General features: G+C 68.2%; 16 protein-coding genes and 2 pseudogenes. 8 read left to right on the forward strand and 10 right to left on the reverse strand.

All coding sequences use genetic code 11. The features are described from left to right. Positions 1 to 89 precede the first annotated feature (89 nt). Entirely contained in the window at positions 90 to 1124 is a 1035-nt protein-coding gene (locus tag ACFY0T_RS02730) for a DUF4331 family protein (RefSeq protein WP_388864121.1), read from the forward strand. Positions 1125 to 1163: 39 nt separating this feature from the next. Here ACFY0T_RS02730 and ACFY0T_RS02735 read toward each other — a convergent pair whose 3' ends face one another. Then, positions 1164 to 1439, reverse strand: a complete 276-nt coding sequence (locus tag ACFY0T_RS02735) for a transposase (protein WP_388864123.1) — start codon at positions 1437 to 1439, stop codon at positions 1164 to 1166. 588 nt (positions 1440 to 2027) lie between these two features. Between ACFY0T_RS02735 and ACFY0T_RS02740 the strand changes: the two genes are divergently transcribed. After that, positions 2028 to 3029: a glycoside hydrolase family 43 protein gene (locus ACFY0T_RS02740; protein WP_388864218.1), complete on the forward strand. Its 1002-nt coding sequence runs from the start codon at positions 2028 to 2030 to the stop codon at positions 3027 to 3029. Between the two features lie 173 nt (positions 3030 to 3202). Here ACFY0T_RS02740 and ACFY0T_RS02745 read toward each other — a convergent pair whose 3' ends face one another. The 4 genes and pseudogenes from ACFY0T_RS02745 to ACFY0T_RS02760 all read right to left on the reverse strand — a co-directional run bounded on the left by ACFY0T_RS02745 (position 3203) and on the right by ACFY0T_RS02760 (position 7310). Beyond that, positions 3203 to 3967 (reverse strand): esterase/lipase family protein, encoded by a 765-nt coding sequence (locus ACFY0T_RS02745; RefSeq protein ID WP_388864125.1) that lies wholly within the window; start codon positions 3965 to 3967, stop codon positions 3203 to 3205. Between the two features lie 1490 nt (positions 3968 to 5457). Next, positions 5458 to 5637: a zinc-binding dehydrogenase gene (locus ACFY0T_RS02750; protein WP_388864127.1), complete on the reverse strand. Its 180-nt coding sequence runs from the start codon at positions 5635 to 5637 to the stop codon at positions 5458 to 5460. Between the two features lie 229 nt (positions 5638 to 5866). Further along, a pseudogene (locus tag ACFY0T_RS02755) lies at positions 5867 to 6680 on the reverse strand (IS5 family transposase). Between the two features lie 45 nt (positions 6681 to 6725). Beyond that, positions 6726 to 7310, reverse strand: a complete 585-nt coding sequence (locus ACFY0T_RS02760) for a DinB family protein (RefSeq protein WP_388864129.1) — start codon at positions 7308 to 7310, stop codon at positions 6726 to 6728. 5 nt (positions 7311 to 7315) lie between these two features. On the opposite strand from ACFY0T_RS02760, the gene ACFY0T_RS02765 reads away from it, so the two are divergent. Together ACFY0T_RS02765 and ACFY0T_RS02770 are read left to right on the forward strand one after the other, a co-directional pair. Continuing rightward, entirely contained in the window at positions 7316 to 7444 is a 129-nt protein-coding gene (locus ACFY0T_RS02765) for a hypothetical protein (RefSeq protein WP_257548903.1), read from the forward strand. 104 nt (positions 7445 to 7548) lie between these two features. Beyond that, positions 7549 to 8169, forward strand: a pseudogene (locus tag ACFY0T_RS02770) (FtsX-like permease family protein); the annotation flags it as partial. A gap of 45 nt (positions 8170 to 8214) precedes the next feature. On the opposite strand, the gene ACFY0T_RS02775 reads toward ACFY0T_RS02770, so the two are convergent. From ACFY0T_RS02775 to ACFY0T_RS02790, 4 genes are all read right to left on the reverse strand, one after another. Beyond that, entirely contained in the window at positions 8215 to 8616 is a 402-nt protein-coding gene (locus ACFY0T_RS02775) for a DUF3592 domain-containing protein (protein ID WP_388864131.1), read from the reverse strand. Between the two features lie 98 nt (positions 8617 to 8714). After that, entirely contained in the window at positions 8715 to 10136 is a 1422-nt protein-coding gene (locus ACFY0T_RS02780; RefSeq protein ID WP_388864133.1) for a DHA2 family efflux MFS transporter permease subunit, read from the reverse strand. Positions 10137 to 10150: 14 nt separating this feature from the next. Then, complete coding sequence (locus ACFY0T_RS02785; protein ID WP_388864135.1) at positions 10151 to 10951, reverse strand: alpha/beta fold hydrolase; 801 nt, start codon at positions 10949 to 10951, stop codon at positions 10151 to 10153. A gap of 26 nt (positions 10952 to 10977) precedes the next feature. Continuing rightward, positions 10978 to 11436: a cupin domain-containing protein gene (locus ACFY0T_RS02790; RefSeq protein WP_388864137.1), complete on the reverse strand. Its 459-nt coding sequence runs from the start codon at positions 11434 to 11436 to the stop codon at positions 10978 to 10980. Positions 11437 to 11587: 151 nt separating this feature from the next. Here ACFY0T_RS02790 and ACFY0T_RS02795 point away from each other — a divergent pair, with 151 nt between their 5' ends. Together ACFY0T_RS02795 and ACFY0T_RS02800 are read left to right on the forward strand one after the other, a co-directional pair. Further along, on the forward strand, positions 11588 to 12220 hold the full coding sequence (locus ACFY0T_RS02795) for a TetR/AcrR family transcriptional regulator (protein ID WP_388864139.1): 633 nt from the start codon (positions 11588 to 11590) through the stop codon (positions 12218 to 12220). Between the two features lie 206 nt (positions 12221 to 12426). Further along, complete coding sequence (locus ACFY0T_RS02800) at positions 12427 to 13368, forward strand: CPBP family intramembrane glutamic endopeptidase (RefSeq protein WP_388864141.1); 942 nt, start codon at positions 12427 to 12429, stop codon at positions 13366 to 13368. On the opposite strand, the gene ACFY0T_RS02805 is transcribed toward ACFY0T_RS02800, so the two are convergent. Then, the gene (locus tag ACFY0T_RS02805; protein ID WP_388864143.1) at positions 13341 to 13829 is read right to left on the reverse strand and encodes a hypothetical protein; all 489 of its coding nucleotides are present in this window, start codon (positions 13827 to 13829) and stop codon (positions 13341 to 13343) included. The two genes, ACFY0T_RS02800 and ACFY0T_RS02805, sit on opposite strands and share 28 nt — an antisense overlap. A 2229-nt stretch (positions 13830 to 16058) precedes the next feature. On the opposite strand from ACFY0T_RS02805, the gene ACFY0T_RS02810 reads away from it, so the two are divergent. After that, a complete protein-coding gene (locus ACFY0T_RS02810; protein ID WP_388864145.1) occupies positions 16059 to 16490 on the forward strand; it encodes a hypothetical protein in 432 nt (143 codons plus the stop codon). A gap of 431 nt (positions 16491 to 16921) precedes the next feature. Beyond that, positions 16922 to 18907: a TerD family protein gene (locus tag ACFY0T_RS02815; RefSeq protein ID WP_388864220.1), complete on the forward strand. Its 1986-nt coding sequence runs from the start codon at positions 16922 to 16924 to the stop codon at positions 18905 to 18907. Positions 18908 to 19033: the final 126 nt, after the last annotated feature.

The following is a 19033-nucleotide window of genomic DNA, read 5'->3' on the forward strand; positions in this document are numbered from 1 at the left end:
GGAGGCGCCTCGACAGAGGACGACCTGCATTTTCAGCAGACTGAGAAGCACAGAAAGCGACTTCGGTCCGAGAGAAACGCGAGAGCGAAATGTCCCACCACCTCGACTCCCCCATCGCCCGGCAGGACCCTCGTCTGGACATCACCGACCTGTACGTCTTTCGCGGTGAGCAGGGAACCGTGTTCGTGACGAATCACAGCCACTCGCTCGCGGGTGAGGACATTCCTCGCGGGCTCCACCCGGAAGGCAAGTACGAGTTCAAGATCGACACGAACGGCGACGCCGTCGAGGATCTGACGTACCGCCTCACATTCGGCGAGGCCGACGCGAACGGCGTTCAGACCTATGAGGTCCGCCGCCTGGCCGGACCCGAGGCCCAGGACGACTTCGCCCAGGGCACCGTCATCGGCGAGGGCCGGACGGGGGAAACCCTGGAGCTCCCCGGTGGCAGCCGGGTCTGGGTGGGCAAGGCGGGCGACCCCTTCTGGATCGAGCCGGACGTCCTCCACGCGGTCGGACACGCGTTCCAGGACGGCACCAAGGTCGACCTCTCCTCGTGGAATCCGTCCGAGGCGACGAACCTCTTCGCGGGCCACACCGTCTACTCGATCGTGCTCGAGGTCGTCGATGGCGAGCTGCTGCCCGTCGCCGGTGTCGACCACCGGATCGACGTGTGGGCGGTCGCGTTCCTGGCCACCGACGCCGGCGGCTGGCGACCGATCAACCGGGCGGGCCTGCCGATGATCCACCCGCTGTTCACCCAGTACAACGAGGACCTCGGTGACCGTCTCAACGAGAACGTGCCCGCCGACGACGTCGAGATCTACGGCAAGGCCCTGACCGAATCCATCGCCGGCGTGGTCCGCGCCTACGGAACGGCCGAGGACCCCGAGGCCTACGCGAAGACCGTCGTGGACAGCTTCCTTCCCAACGTGCTCCCCTACGTTGTCGGTACGTCGGCGTCCTACGGCTTCGCGCTGTGGAACGGCCGGTCGCTCACCGACAACGCGCCGGATGTGATGTTCTCCTTCGCCAGCAACACTCCGGTCACGCTGGGAATCGGCAAGGAGTCGGTCACCTCCAAGCCGTCGAAGACATTCCCCTACGTGCCTTCCGCCGCGTGAGGCCCTGAGGGGAAGGGCCGTGCGGACCCTTGGGGATCCTCACGGCCCTTCGTCCGGACAGCGCGCCGAGCCTCGGCGAACCGGGGAAGAGCACGGCCGAATGGTCGCGCTCGGTTTGCGTTTGAGGTCGGCGTTGGCGAGCTCGTCGGCGTTGAGTTCGGGCGCGTACGACGGCAGGAAGTGCAGCTCGATCCGGTCGGGATGGTCCGACAGCCAGTCGCGCACTGCGTCGGAGCGGTGGACGGTGTGCCCGTCCACGACGAGGCGCACCTTGCGGCTGTGGCGCACGATCGGGGCGCAAGGGAGGTCACGCATGACGGCCCAGACGATTGTTTGGCGGGGCATGCGCTTGGGTGCGTGGATCGGCGCATGGCCCACAGGAATCATCGGTTCTGCGTGTCTTGTGGGTGCGCTCGTCTTCCTGGCCGGGGGCCAATGGGGAACCGTACGGGCACTGATCTCTGTGGGCGCCTTCGCCGTGCTCGGCAGCATGGCGGGGGGCCTCGTGCTGGGCACCGGCACCGGGTTCATACTGGCGATCGCGCCCCGTTGGCTGCTCACGCGCCCGTTGTTGCGGGGACTGCTCGCGGCCCTCACCGCGGGTTGCCCCTTGTGGTGCTGTCCGTCGCCTTCCTGGTAGGAGACGGCTACTCCCTTGCGAGCTACCCTCCTTCGGTTCACATCCTCATGTGGTCCGTGGCTCTGGTGGTTGCTCTGGTGGTAGCCGCGCGCAGTGGAGACATCTGTAACGGGTGGTTGCCGGGTAATTCCCCGACCGCAGCGAGCGGTCCCAGTCACGCGGCAACCTCTACCAGGTCTTTGGCAGGCCCCCGATCATCATTCGCGTTGGCTTCCGTCGACACGACGTCAACGTATCCTTCGACCGTGGCTGACAGCGAACCGATGCGGCTTCCCGACATGCCGCTGCACGATCCGTTCATCGTCGCCGACGGCAAGACCCGCACCTACTACCTCTACACGTCCAACGCCCCGTCCGTGTCGGGCGTGGACGGCACCGGCACGATGGTCTACCGCAGCCACAACCTGCGCGAGTGGATGCGCCCGGTCGTGGTCTTCCTGGCGGCCGAGCAGAACGGAATCTGGGCCACCGACGGCGGATGGGCTCCGGAGGTGCACGAATGGGGCGGCAGGTACTACCTGTTCACCACGCTGCACAACCAGGACAAGCCGCTTCCGGTACCACCGCCCAACCAATGGGGCACGCCGTTCCACATCCCGAACTACATGCGCGGCACGATCACGGCCGTTTCCGACTCGTTGCTGGGGCCCTTCACCGTCATCGCCCCCTCACGCCCCACCCCGCCCGAGAACCTCATGACCCTCGACGGCACGCTCTACGTCGACCCATCCGGGCAGCCCTGGATGGTGTACGCACACGAGTGGCTGCAGACCATCGACGGAACCATGGAAGCGATCCGGCTGGCTCCGGACCTGTCCCGGACGGTCGGAGATCCGATCTTCCTGTTCAAGGCCTCGGACGCGTTCTGGCTCAGCGAGCAGATCCCGGGCGGCGTCCCGAACCAGCTCCCGCCCTACGTCACCGACGGTCCTCAGCTCCACCGCACCCCTGATGGGTCACTGCTCATGCTGTGGTCGACGTACGAAAAGAACGTGACCGCCCAGGACGGCACCGTCGGCGGCGGTTATGTGCAGACCTATGCCGTCTCGAAGTCCGGCACCATCACAGGACCGTGGCAACAGCACCGGCCACTGGTCCGCAACGACAGCGGTCACGGCATGCTGTTCCACACCTTCGATGGTCGGCTGATGATGGTCCTCCACCGCCCTTTCGACAACGCGCGCGGGAAGCTGTACGAGATGCAACTCCTCGATCACGAGGTACGGGTGCTCCGCCAGCGCACCGACCTCGATGGTGGCGGGTGACGCCGCCCTACACCGCCAAGCAGTTCTCACCCGGGCCAGCCAGCCCTCGGGCACGCCTTTTGAAGGACTCTGATGTTCTGTCAGCCGGACGGCTGGGACAGACCGCCCGCATTGCCGACTTCACCAGGGCCCGGCCCGGCACAGGGAGGGTCCGTTCGCAGGGCTCCTCCGGCTCACGCTGCTGCCCGTGGCTCGGCGACGTGCGCATCGCGGAGCACGCGGCAGACCTCGCCGACGACCCTGCCGTGCAGGGGCAGCGAGACGTGGCCGACACCGCGCACGGGGACGTTGCTGATCTGAAGGTCGGGGTGGTCAAGCCTGGCGTTGGCGGTGGGGACGATCATCTCGTCGAGGTCACTGTGGAACGCGACAAAGCGGGTTCCGCAACGGGGAGCGGGCCCGGCGAGCTCCACGAGCACGTCACTGCCCGGGCGGAGCTGCCGGATCGCCTGATGCGGCAGCGGCACCATCGCGGCCAGCGTGCCGCGGTGCGGGGTGCCCAGGGTGACCAGCGTGTGCACGCGAGAGTGGCCCCCCATGCGCTGCACGTAGTAGCGGGCGACCAAGCCTCCGAAGCTGTGGCCGATCACGTGGACGCGCTGGCGCCCGCTGCCCTCGCAAACCCGCTCCACCTTGTCAGCCAGCAACCGCGCGGCGCTGCGGACGTCGTTTCTCAGCCAGCTGTAGTTCAGCACAGTCACCCGGTGAAAACCCGCTTGCCGCAGCTCGCGTCTCAGAACGTGGAAGATCGCCCGGTTACTGCTCAGACCGTGCACCAGCAGGACTGGACAGTCGGCGGAGATGGCCTGAAAAGGCACAGTGCCGTCTGACGGCGGCCCCGGGCGGGATCCAGCCGTGTGACGTTCCTCGCCCATGCCGGACGGGTACAGGGCCAGCGCCTCGATGATCGCTGCCGCCTCCACGGCGGCGCCGAACACGGCACCGGTGAGCGCGCGGACCGAGGGCAGACTCGTACGGGAACCCGGCCACCCACCCCGGCCAGGCAGTGTCACTCCCGTGCTGCGGCATCCGAAAAGAGGCATGGGACGACTCCTTACGCCGCACGGTGTGTGCGCTGTCGGATCCATGCCGGGACACGCGTCCCTCCGCACGGAGAAGGCTCCACTCCGAGCCTGCACTCGAAGGCCGTCGGCGGGATCCGGCAGGTTACGCGGACCGCTCAAACGGATTGCGGGGACGTTAAACCGAAGCTTCCCGTCTCAGCAATGCATAGGTGACCCACCCCACACCACAAGGGCTCGAAATGTCCGAATTGACGCGAGAATCCAAATTATTATTGAGGCCTGATGGGCCTTCATCAGGATTCCGGCAAGCGAGAGAGCGAATCCACCGTCGCGAAGGCGGTTACCGTCCCGCCCCACCCCAGTCACCCATTGTCGAGAATGGTGAACGAACTCCCACCCATCGTCATTCGGCGCGACGCCTCGGCGAGAACATGAATGCGTCCGCCCGGCGCAATGCGGAGGTCCTGCCGCGACGCCGTCAACGCCATCGGGAAAACCCTCACCCACGCCGAACGAGCCAACACGCGCCGCGGCCGGCTCGACCGGCTGCGGCCGCGTCACGACCACTCCGGCGCCCTCCGCGGAAAAGCTCCGGCGGCCCCGTTCCGAGGCAGGTACCCGTCATCTGCCCCACCCCGTCAGGCCCCGCAGCACACCGTCGCGACCACACTGCGACCATCACACCCGCAGGCACGACAAAGGCCGTCTCCCCATCGCTGAGAAAACGGCCCCTGAGCTGTGACTTCAAGAGCCGGTACGACACGATTTGAACCTGCGACCCCCTGACCCCCAGTTGGGTGCTCTATGAGCGGCGTGCGGCGGGTCGTTCTTCGAGGTCATTGTCCAGCGTACTCGGCCGAGTAAAGGAGTCTGTGAACTCAGACCTCCGCCGGGCAGCCTCGTCGCCTCACGCACCGCCTTCCGCTGATTGAGGGAGCCACTACGAACTCTGCCCTTCCATAGTCGCGCTACAGCTGAAAGTCGGCAAATCTGCGAATTTGCACGATTCTTGGCCCTGCGTCACTCGGGGAGGCTCTAGTTCCAGAGCCGCCAGACATCCTCGGAAGTCTCGGCCGCGCAGACTCGCGGGATGCCGCTCCGGCTCATCTCCTCATCATGTGGGACCCATCCTGGACAGCCACCAACTCGCCGACCTCAGCAGCGAATTCTGCTTGTCGGCGACCTCGGAACAACGGATGACGAACGGGGTCCGGCAAGGACGACACCACGCTCGTGAACCGATTGCGAACCCTCCTGGGCCGGTGATCATCGAATGGATCGACCCCACGAAGGACGCCGCCGGCCTGCCCCGGGCAGCCTCGGGTGTCTCGTGCTGGGCAGAGACTGCCGGGCAGCTTCGAAGCGGTCACGGAACTCCATGAAGGCACCGAGGAGTCGGGCCGTTATGACAGAAGCAAGACCTTGCCGATCTGGCGTCGGTCTTCCAGATAGGCGTGTGCCTCGGCCGCCGATGCCAGAGGGAAGGCTCGGTCAATGACCGGATCGATCCTTCGGGCCGCGAGAAGTTCCATACACAGTTGCTGATCGCGCCGAATGACCGTGGCTCCGCCAAGCTTCGCCACCTGGGCACAGGCGATGACCGTCCCGCCGCCGGCGCCGGTAAATGATCACGGTGTCGCCCGGCCCGACAGGAGCTTGACGCGCGCAGTTGAGCGACGCGATGCATCTTGGCCCGCAGCTGACCAAAGAGATAAGACCTGGGCCATGCCGGCGGTTTTCTCTCACCATCCGTCAAGACAGCATCATAAAAGGGACGTTGACGTTGATCGAATGCCGACCTTAGAGGGTGTCTCACGTGGCAAGTTTCGCGAGCTTCTTGGCAGGTCAGGGCGGCGGCCAGGCCGAGGAAGGCGAGGAAGTGCGAGCCCTTTCGTTCGTATCGGACGGTGAGGCGGCGGTAGCCGAAGAGCCAGGCGATCGACCGTTCGATCTTCCAGCGGTGCCGACCGAGGCGTTCGCCGGACTCGATGCCGGGCCGCGCGATGCGCGCGACGAGCCCGCGCTCGCGCAGCCAGGCCAGGTGTTCGGCGGAGAAGTACGCCTTGTCCGCGGAGTTTGACGGGTCGGCGCCGCCGTGGTCCCCGGCGGGACCGGACGGCGGGTATGCCGCGGATGAGCGGCTTGAGGGCGAGGCTGTCGTGCATGTTCGCGCCGGACACGGCGACGGCGAGCGGGATGCCCTGGGCCTCGGACAGCACGTGCAGCTTGCTGCCCTTCTTGCCGCGATCGACCGGGTTCGGCCCGGTCAGCGATCCCCCCTTTTGGCGCGAACGGAAGCCGCGTCGACGATCGCCGAGGTCCAGTCCACCTCGCCCCGGGCCCCGAGTTCGTCCAGCACCGCCCGGTGCAGCCGACGCCACAGGCCGGCCTCGGTCCACACCGTGAAGCGGCGATGCGCGGTGGCGGGCGACGTGCCGAACGTCGGCGGCAGATGCCGCCAGGCACAGCCGCTGGTCAGCGCGTACACCACTGCCGTGAACACGGCCCGCTCGTCACACGGAGCGGTCCCACCACCTTGCGGACGAGCAGCGAACGACGGCAGCAACGGGGCGGCCAGCTCCCAGAGTTCATCAGGAACCAGACGCTTCGATAGACCAGCACCCACGACCGGCAACATGCCGCACGAACATCAAGTCACGTGAGACAACCTCTAAGCCTTGATTGGTGCGGCCGACCTGGCGGCCTGCTCGATCTTCGCGCAGTAGGCTGCACGGGCTTCCTCGTCGATCTGCTTCTCGTTTTCGGCGCGCACCCCGGTCCGGCCGTCGAGGCCCTCGCGCAGGATATCGGCGTGCCCGGCATGCCGGATGGACTCGCCGAGGACATGGACCATGATGGCGAACAGGTTCGTGTTGGGATAAGGCTCCGGCCACCACGGCACGTGGCCGGGGGCGTCGAGGGGAAGCTCGTTGATCGTCGCGTCCGAGTGTTCCCACGTGCGCCGGTAGAACCCGATGATCTGATCGCGGGTCTCGTCCTCGGTCGCCCACAGATCGCTGCCGTTGTAGTCCTGCCACCGGGGCAGCGGTTCCGGGGAAGGGCGGTCGAAGACCTCGCCGAAGTACCTGGCCTCGACGGTGGCCACGTGTTTGACCAGGCCGAGGAGGTTGGTCCCGGTCGCTGTCAAAGGTCGGCGGGCGTCGTATTCGGACAAGCCGTCGAGTTTCCAGAGCAGCGCCTTGCGGTCCCGCCGCAGTCTCCCGTGCAGGTTGTCTTTCGCGAATTCATCGATCATGCGGCATGAGCCTGCCATGGGCTGCTCGTGGTCTCAAGATCCCGTACGTGGTCCGCAACGACTGGCAGAGCCGAGGCCTGGCCATGGCCGCCGCCCTGACCTGCTACAAGAAGCTCGCGAAACTTGCCACGTGAGACAACCTCTAAGGGGACATATCCGTGTCCCTTCCGAACTCATGTCTTGCATGCCCGAGATGTGCCGGTATCCCAGCCTTTGCAGCTCGGCCCCCAGGTGATCGGCCCTTCTGGTCGCCGTCTACGCCCGGGGCCTCGACTTCGGCACGGTGGTTCTGTCCCACGACCTGGCGGCCAGCCACACCACGACGGGACTCGACCAGAGCATCCTGATCCGCACGGACGGCACGGCGACCGCCCGGCAGGCCCTGACCACCCTCGCCACGTCCCACCCGGCCCTGGCACTCGAGAACACGAACCCCACGTCCGCCGACGGCCTGAAGGACGCGCCGCCCGAGGTGTGGATCAACCTGGCCACCATCGTGGTCCTGCTCGTCTACCTCCTGCTCAGCATCGCCAACAAGCTCGTCGCCGCCACCGCACAGCGCCGGGTCGAGCTGGGCGCCCTCCGCCTCAACGGCACCACACCGCGTCAGATCCGGGCGATGATGCGCCGCGAGGCCGCGGTGACCGCCGCCACCGCGCTCACCACGGCCCTGCTGCTGTCCGCGCTGCCCCTCGCCCTCCTGGGCCAGGGCTTCCTCGGCCGCCCCTGGCCCGCGGGGCCCGTCTGGCTCCTGCCCGCCCTCGCGCTCACAGTCACCGTCACGGCCTTCCTCACCATCGAACTCCCGACCCGGCAGGCCCTGCACACGCCACCCGCGGACGCCATCCGCACGCAGTGAGCGCCCCCTGAAGGCCCGGGGCGGGACCGGTCGCGGTCGACACGGTCAGCCCGCCAAGGCGATCCACACAGCGAAGCCCAAAAAGACGATGCCACCGAAAAGCATGAACACCACCGGCCCCGCCGTGTGCCGCCACATGAGCACCCGAGCTGTCTGCGGGTCGTGCGGCAGATACACCACTCCCACCTCCCGCCCCGTCGCCAGCCCCATCCCGCTCCCCCGGACCCGCGGTGAGAACTCCACTCGGTACCCCCGCCGGTCGGTGAAGGCGATGACCGGCACCCACGTCGGCCCGTCGGAGTCGTGGGTCCGCACGTTGTCGACCACGACGCCCTGCGTACGCGTCCCGCGCTGCCGCAACCGTCGTACCACCACGGTCTCCCGCAGCGCGGCCGCAAGGACCAGCAGGGCGGCCGCCCCGCACGCCAGAGCACCGATGGGCAACATGCCGCTACCTCTTCCTCGCTCATGCCTCTTTGAGCCTCGGACGCAAGAGACGCACCGATCTGGTGTTCGGTTGCGGCCTCCGCCGGCGCCGCCTGGATCTACCTGCCGGTACGAGAAACAGGCGTTGAGTGCTCGGAGTTGACGTCGGCGGCGACACGTCCGGCGCCGCCGGGGGAGCGGCGGCCGGCGGTCACGGCGCTCAGGGCGAAGACGGCCGAACCGCAGGCCGCGATGATCCACCAGGCTGCCGACAGCGCCCCGGCGGCGACCGCGGCGCCGATCACCGCGATGCCGATCGCGGAGCCGACCTGCCGGCTGGTCGCGGCCACCGCGGCGGCCACCCCCGCCCGGTCGCGCGGCAGGCCGGCCACCGCCGTGTCGGTGATCGGCGCGTTGACGAAGCCGAAGCCGAGGCCGAACAGCGTGTACGTCAGGGCCAGTAGGGCGTACGAGGGGTGGGCGGAGCGGGTGACGAGCACGGCCAGCACACCGCTGGCGGTGATACCGGCCCCGGCGATCAGCAGCGGCACCCGCGGCCCCCGGCTGCCCACCATCCGCCCGGACAGCGGCGGGCACACCAGCGACAGCACCGCCATCGGCAGCAGCCGCAGCCCTGCCTCCAGCGGGCTGAGCCCCAACTCGCCTTGCAAATAGAGGGCGTTGGAGAAGAGGAAGCCGCCGAGTGCGGCGAACGCGAAGACGGCTGTCAGGGTGGCCCCGCTGAAGGGCGCGCTGCGGAAGAGCCGCGGATCGATCAGCGGTTCGGCGCGCCGGTTCTCGTACGGTACGAGCCCGATGAGCGCGCCCACCGCGGCGACCAGGCAGGTCACGACCAGCGGCGAGGTCCAGCCCTCGCCGGGGCCTTCGATGAGGGCGTAGGTCAGCGCGCCGAGCAGGACGATCACCAGCAACTGCCCCACCGGATCCGCCCGACGGGCCCGGGCGGCGCGGGACTCCGGCACGAACAGCGCGGTGAGGACCAGCGCGGCGAGCCCGATCGGCACGTTCAGCCAGAACACCGAACGCCACCCGACCGACTGCACCAGTACGCCGCCCAGGACCGGCCCGGCCGCCATGCTGACGCCGACCACGCCACCCCACACACCGATCGCCCGCGCCCGCTCCCGTGGCTCCGGGAAGGTGTTGGCGAGGATGGCCATGGCGACCGGGGTGAGCATGGAGCCGCCCACCGCCTGCACCATGCGGAAGACCACCAGCCACCCCGTGGTCGGCGCCAGACTGCACAGCGCCGAGGCGCCGGTGAACAGCACCAGGCCCAGCTGGAAGACCCGCCGCCGCCCGACCCGGTCGGCCGTGGAGCCGGCCGCCGTCAGCAGCGAGGCCAGCACGATGGTGTACGCGTCCAGCGTCCACTGCAGCCCGGAGACCGAGGAGCCGAGGTCCTGCTGTACGGCGGGCAGGGCGACGTTGAGGACGGTGGTGTCGAGGCTGACGAGCAGGACGCTCAGACAGCAGACGGCCAGGACCGACGTCCGTCGGCCGCCGTGGGGTCGGGGCACGGGACGCTTCCCTTTCAGGGCCGGTTCGTGGCATGGGAGTCTGCGAAGTCCCAGACCACGGTGAGGAGTTGCTCGGGAGTCTCCATCTGGGGCATGTGGCCGGTGTCGTGCAGCAGCTCGAACCGGGCTTCCGGGATGGCCTCCGCGTACGCACGCCCGTACTCGGCGTCGACGACCTCGTCGCTCTCTCCCCACGCCACGAGGGCCGGGTGCGTGACCTTGGCCAGGCGCTCGCGGAGGGTGGGGTCCTCCATGACGTGCGGCCCCGAGTAGACCTCGAGGGCCGCGCGGTTGGCGGCCATCACCGCGCGGGCGGCGTCCGGGAGGGTGGTGGGGTCGACGGCGAACTTCGCGGGGTCGTGGAAGGCGAGCCGCGACAGCTCGGCGGGAGTCATGGAGAAGGTGTCGGCGATGGGATGGCCGGGGACCTCGATGCCGGCGGCGTTGACGAGGACGACACTGCTGATCCGGTCGCTGCCGAGCAGGGCGACTTCGGCGGCGATCCAGCCGCCGATGGAGTTGCCGACGACGGTGACGTCCGTGAGGCCGAGGTCTTCGAGCAGCTGCACGTAAGCCTGGGCGAGGGTGGGGACGTCGGTCAGCCAGTCGGACCGGGCGGTGCCGCCGAAGCCGGGGTGGACCGGGGTGATGACCCTGGCCTGCCGCTGTCCGGCGAGCAGTCCGGCGAACGGCGCGACCGTCTGCGGACCGCCGCCGCCGTGCAGCAGGAGGAAGGGGTGGCCCTGCCCCTGGTCGTCGACGGTGACGTCGAGGTCGCCGGAGGGGAGGCTGAGGGTGTGGACGGTGCTGGTCATGGTGATTCCTTGGGAGAGCTGGCCGGTCAGGCGAAGTCGGTGGCGGGAACGGTGGCGTAGCGGCTCATGACCTTGATGGTCGACTCGGCGTTCATCTCCTGGCCGCCGGCGATCATGTCCCGTAGATCGCGGAAGTACTGCACATACAGGTCGGGCGTGAAGGTGTTGAGCATCACCGCCGGTTCGTCGCCGGGGTTGGCGAAGGTGTGCGGGGCGCCGGGCGGGATCATCGCGAGCGTGCCGGCCGGGGCGACGTACGTGATCTCCCCGATGGTGAAGTGCACGGTGCCGGAGACGACGTAGAAGCCCTCGTCGTGCTGGGCGTGACGATGCTGCGGCGGGCCTTCGGTGTGCGGGGCGAGGGTGATCTCACCGATCCCGATCCGGTGTCCGGTGGTGCTGCCGTCCTCGAGGATGCGCATCTGGGCCGGGCCGAGATGGATGGTCTCGCCGCCGTCGGGGCCGACCACGGAAACCTCGTTCATTGCCGCCTCCTTCATGTCCTTCGCGTTCTTCGTGAGAGCTCACTCTCAGGAGATTAGAGGGCACGCTCTCGTCATGCAAGTGAACTCTTATAACGAGGGCTGGCAGTGGTAAGGTGAGGGCGGATGGACCCGCAGGAATGAGGACGCACCGATGGCGACGACGACACGGACGGACACCGGCCGCAGCAACCAGAAGAAGCGCACGCGTACGGCGATCGTCGAGGCCGCCCGTGAACTCATCGGTACGGGCGTCGAGGTCACCATGCCCGCGATCGCCCGCGCGGCCCTCGTCTCCGAGGCCACCGCCTACCGGTACTTCCCCGACCTTCCATCGCTGATCAGCGAGGCTCTCGCCGGCGCCTGGCCCGCTCCCGCCGACGCGCTCCGCCCGGTCGCGGACTCCGGCGACCCTGTCGAACGCGTCGCCTTCGCCTGCGAGTTCCTGCTCCGCGGCATACTCGTCCGCCAGGGCGCGGTGCGCGCGATGATCGCCGCCACCATCACCCGCCCCGAGACGGTGCCCAGGAGACCCGGTATCCGTTTCGGCCTCATCGACCACGCGCTCGTACCCCTGAAGGACACGCTGGGGGCTACGAACCCGGAGGCGTTCGCCCAGCTCAAGCGGGACCTGGCGGTGGTGGTCAGCGCGGAGGCCCTGTTCTCCCTCACCGACCTGTGCGGCCTCGCCCCCGACGAGGCCGTCACCAGCGCCGTTCGGACCGCGACCACCCTGACCGAAGCGGCGGTCCGCGCGGCGGGTTCACTGAACTGTGGTGACACCTGAGGCGCATGCCTCAGGCGAAAAGGCCGGGCCCGGTGAGCGCCGGCAGGTCCCTGGTGGGCGCCAACAGGCCGAACGCCACCGAGCCCGACGCCGACGGCGGTACAGCCTGCTGTACCCGCACTTGGGGCGTGCACGGCAATGATCCGCGGACGCGTGACTGATGTGCTGAACACGTCACGTCAGCCAGCATCCGAAGGGACACCGCGGTGAGTATCCAAGCCCCCGTCAGCATCGAAAGCCGAGCGGCGCGCGCGAGCCGGGAGGACCGCACCGGCCTGCGGGGCAGCATCCGCCGCCGCCCCCTGACCTGGTTCTTCTCGCTGGCCTATCTGCTGAGTTGGGCCGCGTGGACGCCGTACATCCTGTCCGAGAACGGCCTGGGCGTCTGGCACTTCGCCTTCCCCGGGGTCGGCGGGACCACCCAGCTTCTCGGCGCCCTGCCCGGCGCCTACCTCGGCCCGATCCTGTCGGCCCTCCTGGTGACCGGAGCCAGCGAGGGACGCCGCGGACTGCGGGCCTGGCGCGGTCGGATGGCCAAGTTCAAGGTCAGCTGGCGCTGGTACGTCGTGGTACTGCTCTCGGTGCCCGCCGCGCTGACCCTCACCTCGGTCGCGCTGGCCGACCGCGGTCCCGCGATGCCACCCGTCGCCGTGCTGGCCGCGTTCCTGCCCGGCCTGATCATGCAGATGATCACCACCGGCCTCGCCGAGGAGCCCGGCTGGCGCGAGTTCGCCATGCCCCGCCTGCAGCGCCGCTACGGCCCGCTGCTCGGCACCCTCGTCGTCGGCCCGCTGTGGGGCGCCTGGCACCTCCCGCTGTTCCTGACCGAGTGGGGCGGGCCGCACGTGTCCTGGACCACGTCCCTGGAGTTCATCGCCACCACGATCGCCTTCAGCTTCGTCATGACCTGGGTGTTCAACCGCACCGGCGAGAGCCTGCCGCTGGCCATGCTGCTGCACTGCGGCGTCAACAACTACTTCTCCCTCGCCTGGTCCGACATGTTCCCCTCCCTGCCCGACGGATACGCCGCGCACGCCTTCCTGCTCAGCTCCACCGCCGCGGCCGTCGTCCTGCTGATCGCCACCCGCGGCCGACTGGGCTGCCCGCCCGTACGTGACGCCTACGCACTGCCGGGCCGGACGGCCTGACCGTAGCGGTCCGCTCGACCGAGGTACCCGCGATGGCACGTGACCACGGTGGTCACGTGCCATCGCCCTTGCTGCTGGCGGGCGTTCAGCCGACGATGCCGTGCTCCCAGGCCCAGGCCGCGATCTCCACGCGGTTGCGGGCCGGCGGCCGCGGTGGCCCGCTCGTGCAGGGCGTCCAGCACGGCCTCGTGCGCACCGTCGACCTCGACGTCCAGACGGATCTGCTCCGGGCCGGGAGTGACGGTGAAGGTGAAGAACGAGCAGCAGCCGCTCTCGCGGGCCACCAGGTCGCGCGCCCTGTCCTCCACGTCCGGCCCGCCGGTCAGCACCATCTCCACCCTCAGCCGGTCCGGCCGGGAAGAGGCGGCCAGCCGCTCGGCGAACAGCGCGTCGAATTGCGCCACCCGCAGCGGCTGCTCGGTGGTGGGCAGCGTGCAGGAGGCCGGTACCCAGGTCGTCATCGTGACCACTCCCGTCATCGTGCCCTCGCCCGGTGCGGGCGGGGACACCTCCGACGGTAAACCTGTACCTAGGTACCGGTTGCAAGCTCGGCTCCCGACTGAGCCGCCGACGAGTTCTCGCATGACATGCGCCACAAGCCGACGGGGGAGATAGAGACACGCGCCCTCCGCCGGAGTGCTCACGCCCTGCCCTTCGGGACCGTCCCGAAGCGACACACGACCGACGGGACGGCGTCCGCCGAGACAAACGCCGACATATCCACGTTCCGTGCACGGCCCTTGGCCCGCGGCAGCGGTAAAGCTGCCGATGAGCGGCATGCTCAACCCCGAAGCCGGAAGCGACCCACGCGAAGAAGGGCCCTCACAGGCTGCTGCCTGCGAAGACCCTTCGCACCGTCGGGACGACAGGATTTGAACCTGCGACCCCTTGACCCCCAGTTGGGTGGTCCATGAGCGGCGTGCAAGGATCGTTCTTCGAGGTCACTGTCCAGCGTACTCAGCCGAGTAAAGGAGTCTGTGCACTCAGGCCTCCACCGGGCGGCCTCGTCGCCTCACCCACCACCTTCCGCTCGTCGAGGGGAACCGCAACGAACTCTGATATTTTCATCGTCTCGCTTCGGCCAAGAGCCAGCAAGTCGGAACAGCTATGCGGTCCTTGCACTCTCTGGCGACTCTGGCAAACGTGCCGTCGAGACCCACCCAGCGGTCGAATCGTTGAAAGGAACATCTACGTCGAGCGCCCTGGCCTCGCAGCGCCGTGTGCCCTCGATGCCCCTCCGGGGTGAAGCGATCCTGGATTGGTGGACGCTCTACGCGTTGGCTCCAGCCCCGAGTTGGGGCTGCTGGGCGTAGTAGTCGGCTTCGTGTTCGGCGGGCGGATATCGGTCGCGGTGTGCAGGTGCTGGTGGTGCCAAGGCGGCCACGGCGGCGAACCGGCCCATCGCGCCGGTCGGCGTTCAGCAAAATCGAGCGTGCCAGCGCCTGGCCACCTTCGATCTCGAGCAGGCCGACGCCTGCACGCCGGCACGGCCCACGACGACCGAGACCCATTGAAGACGATTGCGCGGCGGGCGCGTTGGAGTGCGGATCGCCCGCGAGGTCATCGAGTCCGGTCAACGACCGGGCCGCCGCAGGCGGGTGATCGAGCAGACCATGTCCTGACCGCCCGGCTCTCGTCGGCTGAACCCTCGCTACGAGCACCGTCCCCATATCTACCTGGTCTCCTCGGACTTGCCGCGACCCCCTGCTGCTACAAGCGGCTCGTCCGCCTCGCCACAGAGGAAATGGTCCAAGGAACCCCCGAGGATGGGCACGGCGAGTAACGCGACACGGGTTCAAAACGGCCAGCCCGCCACCATGCCCGGCCTGCACCAGACGGCCGCTGATGTCGAGCAACTGCCCTCGCTCGCCGCCACTGCGTGCGAGGAAGGCCAACAACCCGGACTGAGCAAGAAAGCCACTCCACGTGACGTCAGGAATCCAGTCGGAGTCATACGGATCGACCAGGACGATCACAGGATTGAAGCGGCCCACACCGATCGCGGTCGGCATCTGTCGCCGACTCTCCGGTCGGTGTCCGGACGGCATCCGACGAGCCGCCTTGGGGATCAGTCTGTGTTCGGACCCCTGGCCGATCGGCGCCTTGTCCGCAGTCGCATGACAACAGAAGCCACGCTCGACGATTCGGTCGAGTCGGTTTACCGCCCCCGTCGCTTCGATCGGTCCGGTAAACAGACCCGCCGGTGACGCATCACGGCCGGGGCCGGCGCCACGGCAGACGGCCTCACCGGTGCGGCACGGCCGGCTGAACAACAGCACGCAATGGCCTGGCCGGGTGTCGGTGGCAGCGATCATGACGACGGCGACCAGCAGCCACCCCTCGATCGTCCGTACCTCCGGGTGGCCCAGTTGAGCAACCGACCAGACGGACACGCGCCGTTGAGGGCGTCGGCGCCTGACACGGCGCCGACAAGTACCAGTTCCGGCGCTGCCCGGGGGAGCGTTCGGCGCGAGCAGGCTGGGAACGCGCCAGCCTGCGAAGGCCCGGTCCGGACGATCCCATGCTGTCATCCCCACTCCTCCATGCGGTGTGTAGACACTCCAAAAGACCGGAGTTCGGGACCGTTTTGGACAACCCGCTGGCGACTTCTTCAGACCTGAGCACGTTCACGGGCGGAACACGTACCATCTCCGGCTTCGTTGAGCGAAGCGGTTCCTAACTGTCCAAAATTGGACACGACGCACTCGACCGTGCAGAACGTCGAGATGACCGCGATCACCCATGACGACCTCGCCGAGCGGGAGCTACTGCCCTGCGAGCACGTCGTGGACAGCGGATACGTCACCGCGTCCCACATCGAGCGGGCGGCTCGGGTTCACGGCATCACCCTGCTCGGCCCGGTCGTGGCCAACAACAGCCCTCAGGCCAAGGCCGGCTCGGGTTTTGCCAAGTCGGCCTTCCCCGTCGCCTGGGACCACCGGCAGGCCACCTGCCCCCAGGGCGCGGTCAGCCGGGAGTGGAGACCGCTGCGGATCAACGGAGCGGCAGATGTTCGGCCGCGCCAACTTCGACCTGCTCCGCAAGCGGGTCCTCCTCGCAGCGTGAGGCCGTTCATGATCGCGGTTGTGGTGACCCTCCGTGGCTCTGGCACCAAAAAGTGATCCAGAACCAAAGTTCAGCCGCCGCCGGCACGAGCACGCCGCGTTGCTCGCAGCGGCCTCTGGACAGCACAACAGCAGGGGGTGGTGGCGCCTCAAACGCCGAGGCACCCCAGAGTTCGGGACGAGCGCGCTGGGAAGAGGAACAGCTCCGCTGTCACCTCGCCGGGCAGCCCACCTCACAGTGGTACTCACCTGTCCGCATCCGGGCCCGCGGCCATTACCAGCGCCTTTGACGACCGGTATTTGCCGAATCGCTGACGACTGGCAGGAAACCGCCGTTAATATCCAGGCACGTTCGGGTGGCCGGAGCCAATGCCCCCCGCGCAGCGAGCGAGAACTGCCCGGGTACAGGCCACCTTCCGTGCGAAGCCCCCGCCCGTGGACGTTCCGCAATGTCACGAGGACTCCAAGGGGGGAGATCCATGCAAGAGATGATCAAGGGCGCGAACGTCAGCCTGCCCAGCCTGAGTCCAGACATAGGATCCGTGATCGTCAGTCTGAGTTGGACGAGCGCAGAGGGGGACGGAGACGCGGACGTCTCTGTGCTGCTGCTCGATGCCAACGGCAAAGTGCGCAGCCAAGAGGACTTCTTCTTCTACAACAACCAGGCCAGCCCCGACGGAACCGTGCAGCTGCTCGGGAAGACGCCGACGGACAGCGGCAGCGAGGACCGCATCAACCTCGATCTGGCGGCGATGCCCAGCGAGGTCGAGCGCATCGTCGTGGCGGCCAGCCGCTACGGGGGCGCGCGGTTCGGCGATCTAGACGACCTGAGGGTGGCGCTGGCCGACAGTGTCGGTGAGAGCATCATCGGGTTCTCCATCACGGACGCGACTGTGGAGAGTGCGTTCCTCTTCGGTGAGTTGTACCGGCGCAGCGAAGAATGGAAGTTCCGTGCCGTCGGGCAGGGTTACGAGACCGGGCTGGCCGGGCTGGCGACCGACTTCGGCATAGATGTCGACGACGCCGAAGAGTCGGACGAGCAGCTGGCATCGGAGACCACGCCGCAAGTGCCGGAGCCGCGCGTTGCCGCCGACGCGGCCCCGGACGCGCCAGAGGCGCCTGCCCCCGTTCCAGTCGTGGCGCCCGAGGTACCCGTTCCGGCACGACGACCGCGCACGGCCAAGAAGAAGGTGATCCTGCCCAAGGCGGCCAAGAAGTCTCTCGCCGAGAGCGACGCATGGCGGATGGCTCGGCTGTTCCCCGCTTCGTCGCTCAAGAGCGACCATGAGCGCGAGGTCCGGGCGACCTCCATCCTTCTGTCGGTGATGGCCCAGGTGCCGGAGTTCGGGCGCCGCCTCGCCGCTGCCTTCGGCGCTCCAGCCGGCCGGATGGAGACATTCACGGAGGTCTCGCTCCCCCACGGCGACACCCCGAAGCGCCCGGACGGCGTCATCCGGGTCGAGCGCGCCGGCAAGCTGTGGACAGCCCTCGTCGAGGCGAAGACCAACGGCAACCCGCTCAAGGGGGAGCAGGTCCAGGACTACATGGACATCGCGGCCAAACGTGGCTACGAGGCTGTAATCACGCTTTCTAACGATGTCGCCTTGGAAGGCAGTCCGCTGGTCAGCGTCAAGATCGACGGCCGACGGAAGAACAAGGTCGCCCTGTGGCACCTGTCCTGGGCCGAGGTCACCTACCAAGCACAGATGCTCATCCGCCACGAAGGCGTCGGCAACGCGGCCCACGCGTGGGTTCTCCAGGAACTCCTGCACTACCTCCAGCACGAGAACTCCGGCTGCCACGGATTCCAGAACATGGGCCCGGCCTGGGTTCCGGTGCGCAATGGCATCGATGCGGAGACCTTGTGCCAGGGCGACGAGCGTGCGGTGGAGGTCGTCGAGAGCTGGGAACGCCTCATCCGCCAGGTCTGCCTGCGCCTCGGTGGCGAGGCCGGAGTAAAGGTGCTGCCCGTCCAGCGCACCAAGCGCGGCTCCGATCCGCAATCGCGCCGGGCCGCGCTCGCCGACGGCCTGTGCGAGGACGGCCGCCTGCACGCCGAGATCCGCATGGACAGCACGGTCGGCACCCTTGCGATCACCGCCGACCTGCGCACCAGCAAGCTGCGTACGTCCATTGACATCCCGGCCCCCGAGCAGGGGTACCCCCTCAGCTGGGCCAAGCGCCTGGTGCGCCAGCTCGGTGAAGCCCCTGCCGATCTGCATGTCGAGACCCTCGTCGCGAACCAGGGCGGCGGGCCCCGGGGCACCCTGGAGAAGTTGCGCCCCGAGCCGGGCGACCTTCTGCCGAAGGACGGCTCCCCGATCACCGGGTTCCGGCTCTCACTCCTCAAGGGCATGGGCAGCACGCGGGGCAACGCCGAGTCCGGCTTCATCCGCAGCATCGATGACGCCGTGGACCGGTTCCACTCCAGCGTGATCGCTCATCTGGAACGACGTCCGGCGCGCCGTGAGTAGCTTTCAGATGGGACCTTCATAGTCGGCTGACCCGCGGTGGGGGCTGCCGCCCCTACCGCGGCTCGTGCCGCTCCGGACTGGTGAGGAGCACGAGATCCCCGTCTGGATGTGTCGTTCTGTGAAGAA

Source organism: Streptomyces sp. NPDC001530, assembly GCF_042894545.1.
Lineage (GTDB): Bacteria > Actinomycetota > Actinomycetes > Streptomycetales > Streptomycetaceae > Streptomyces.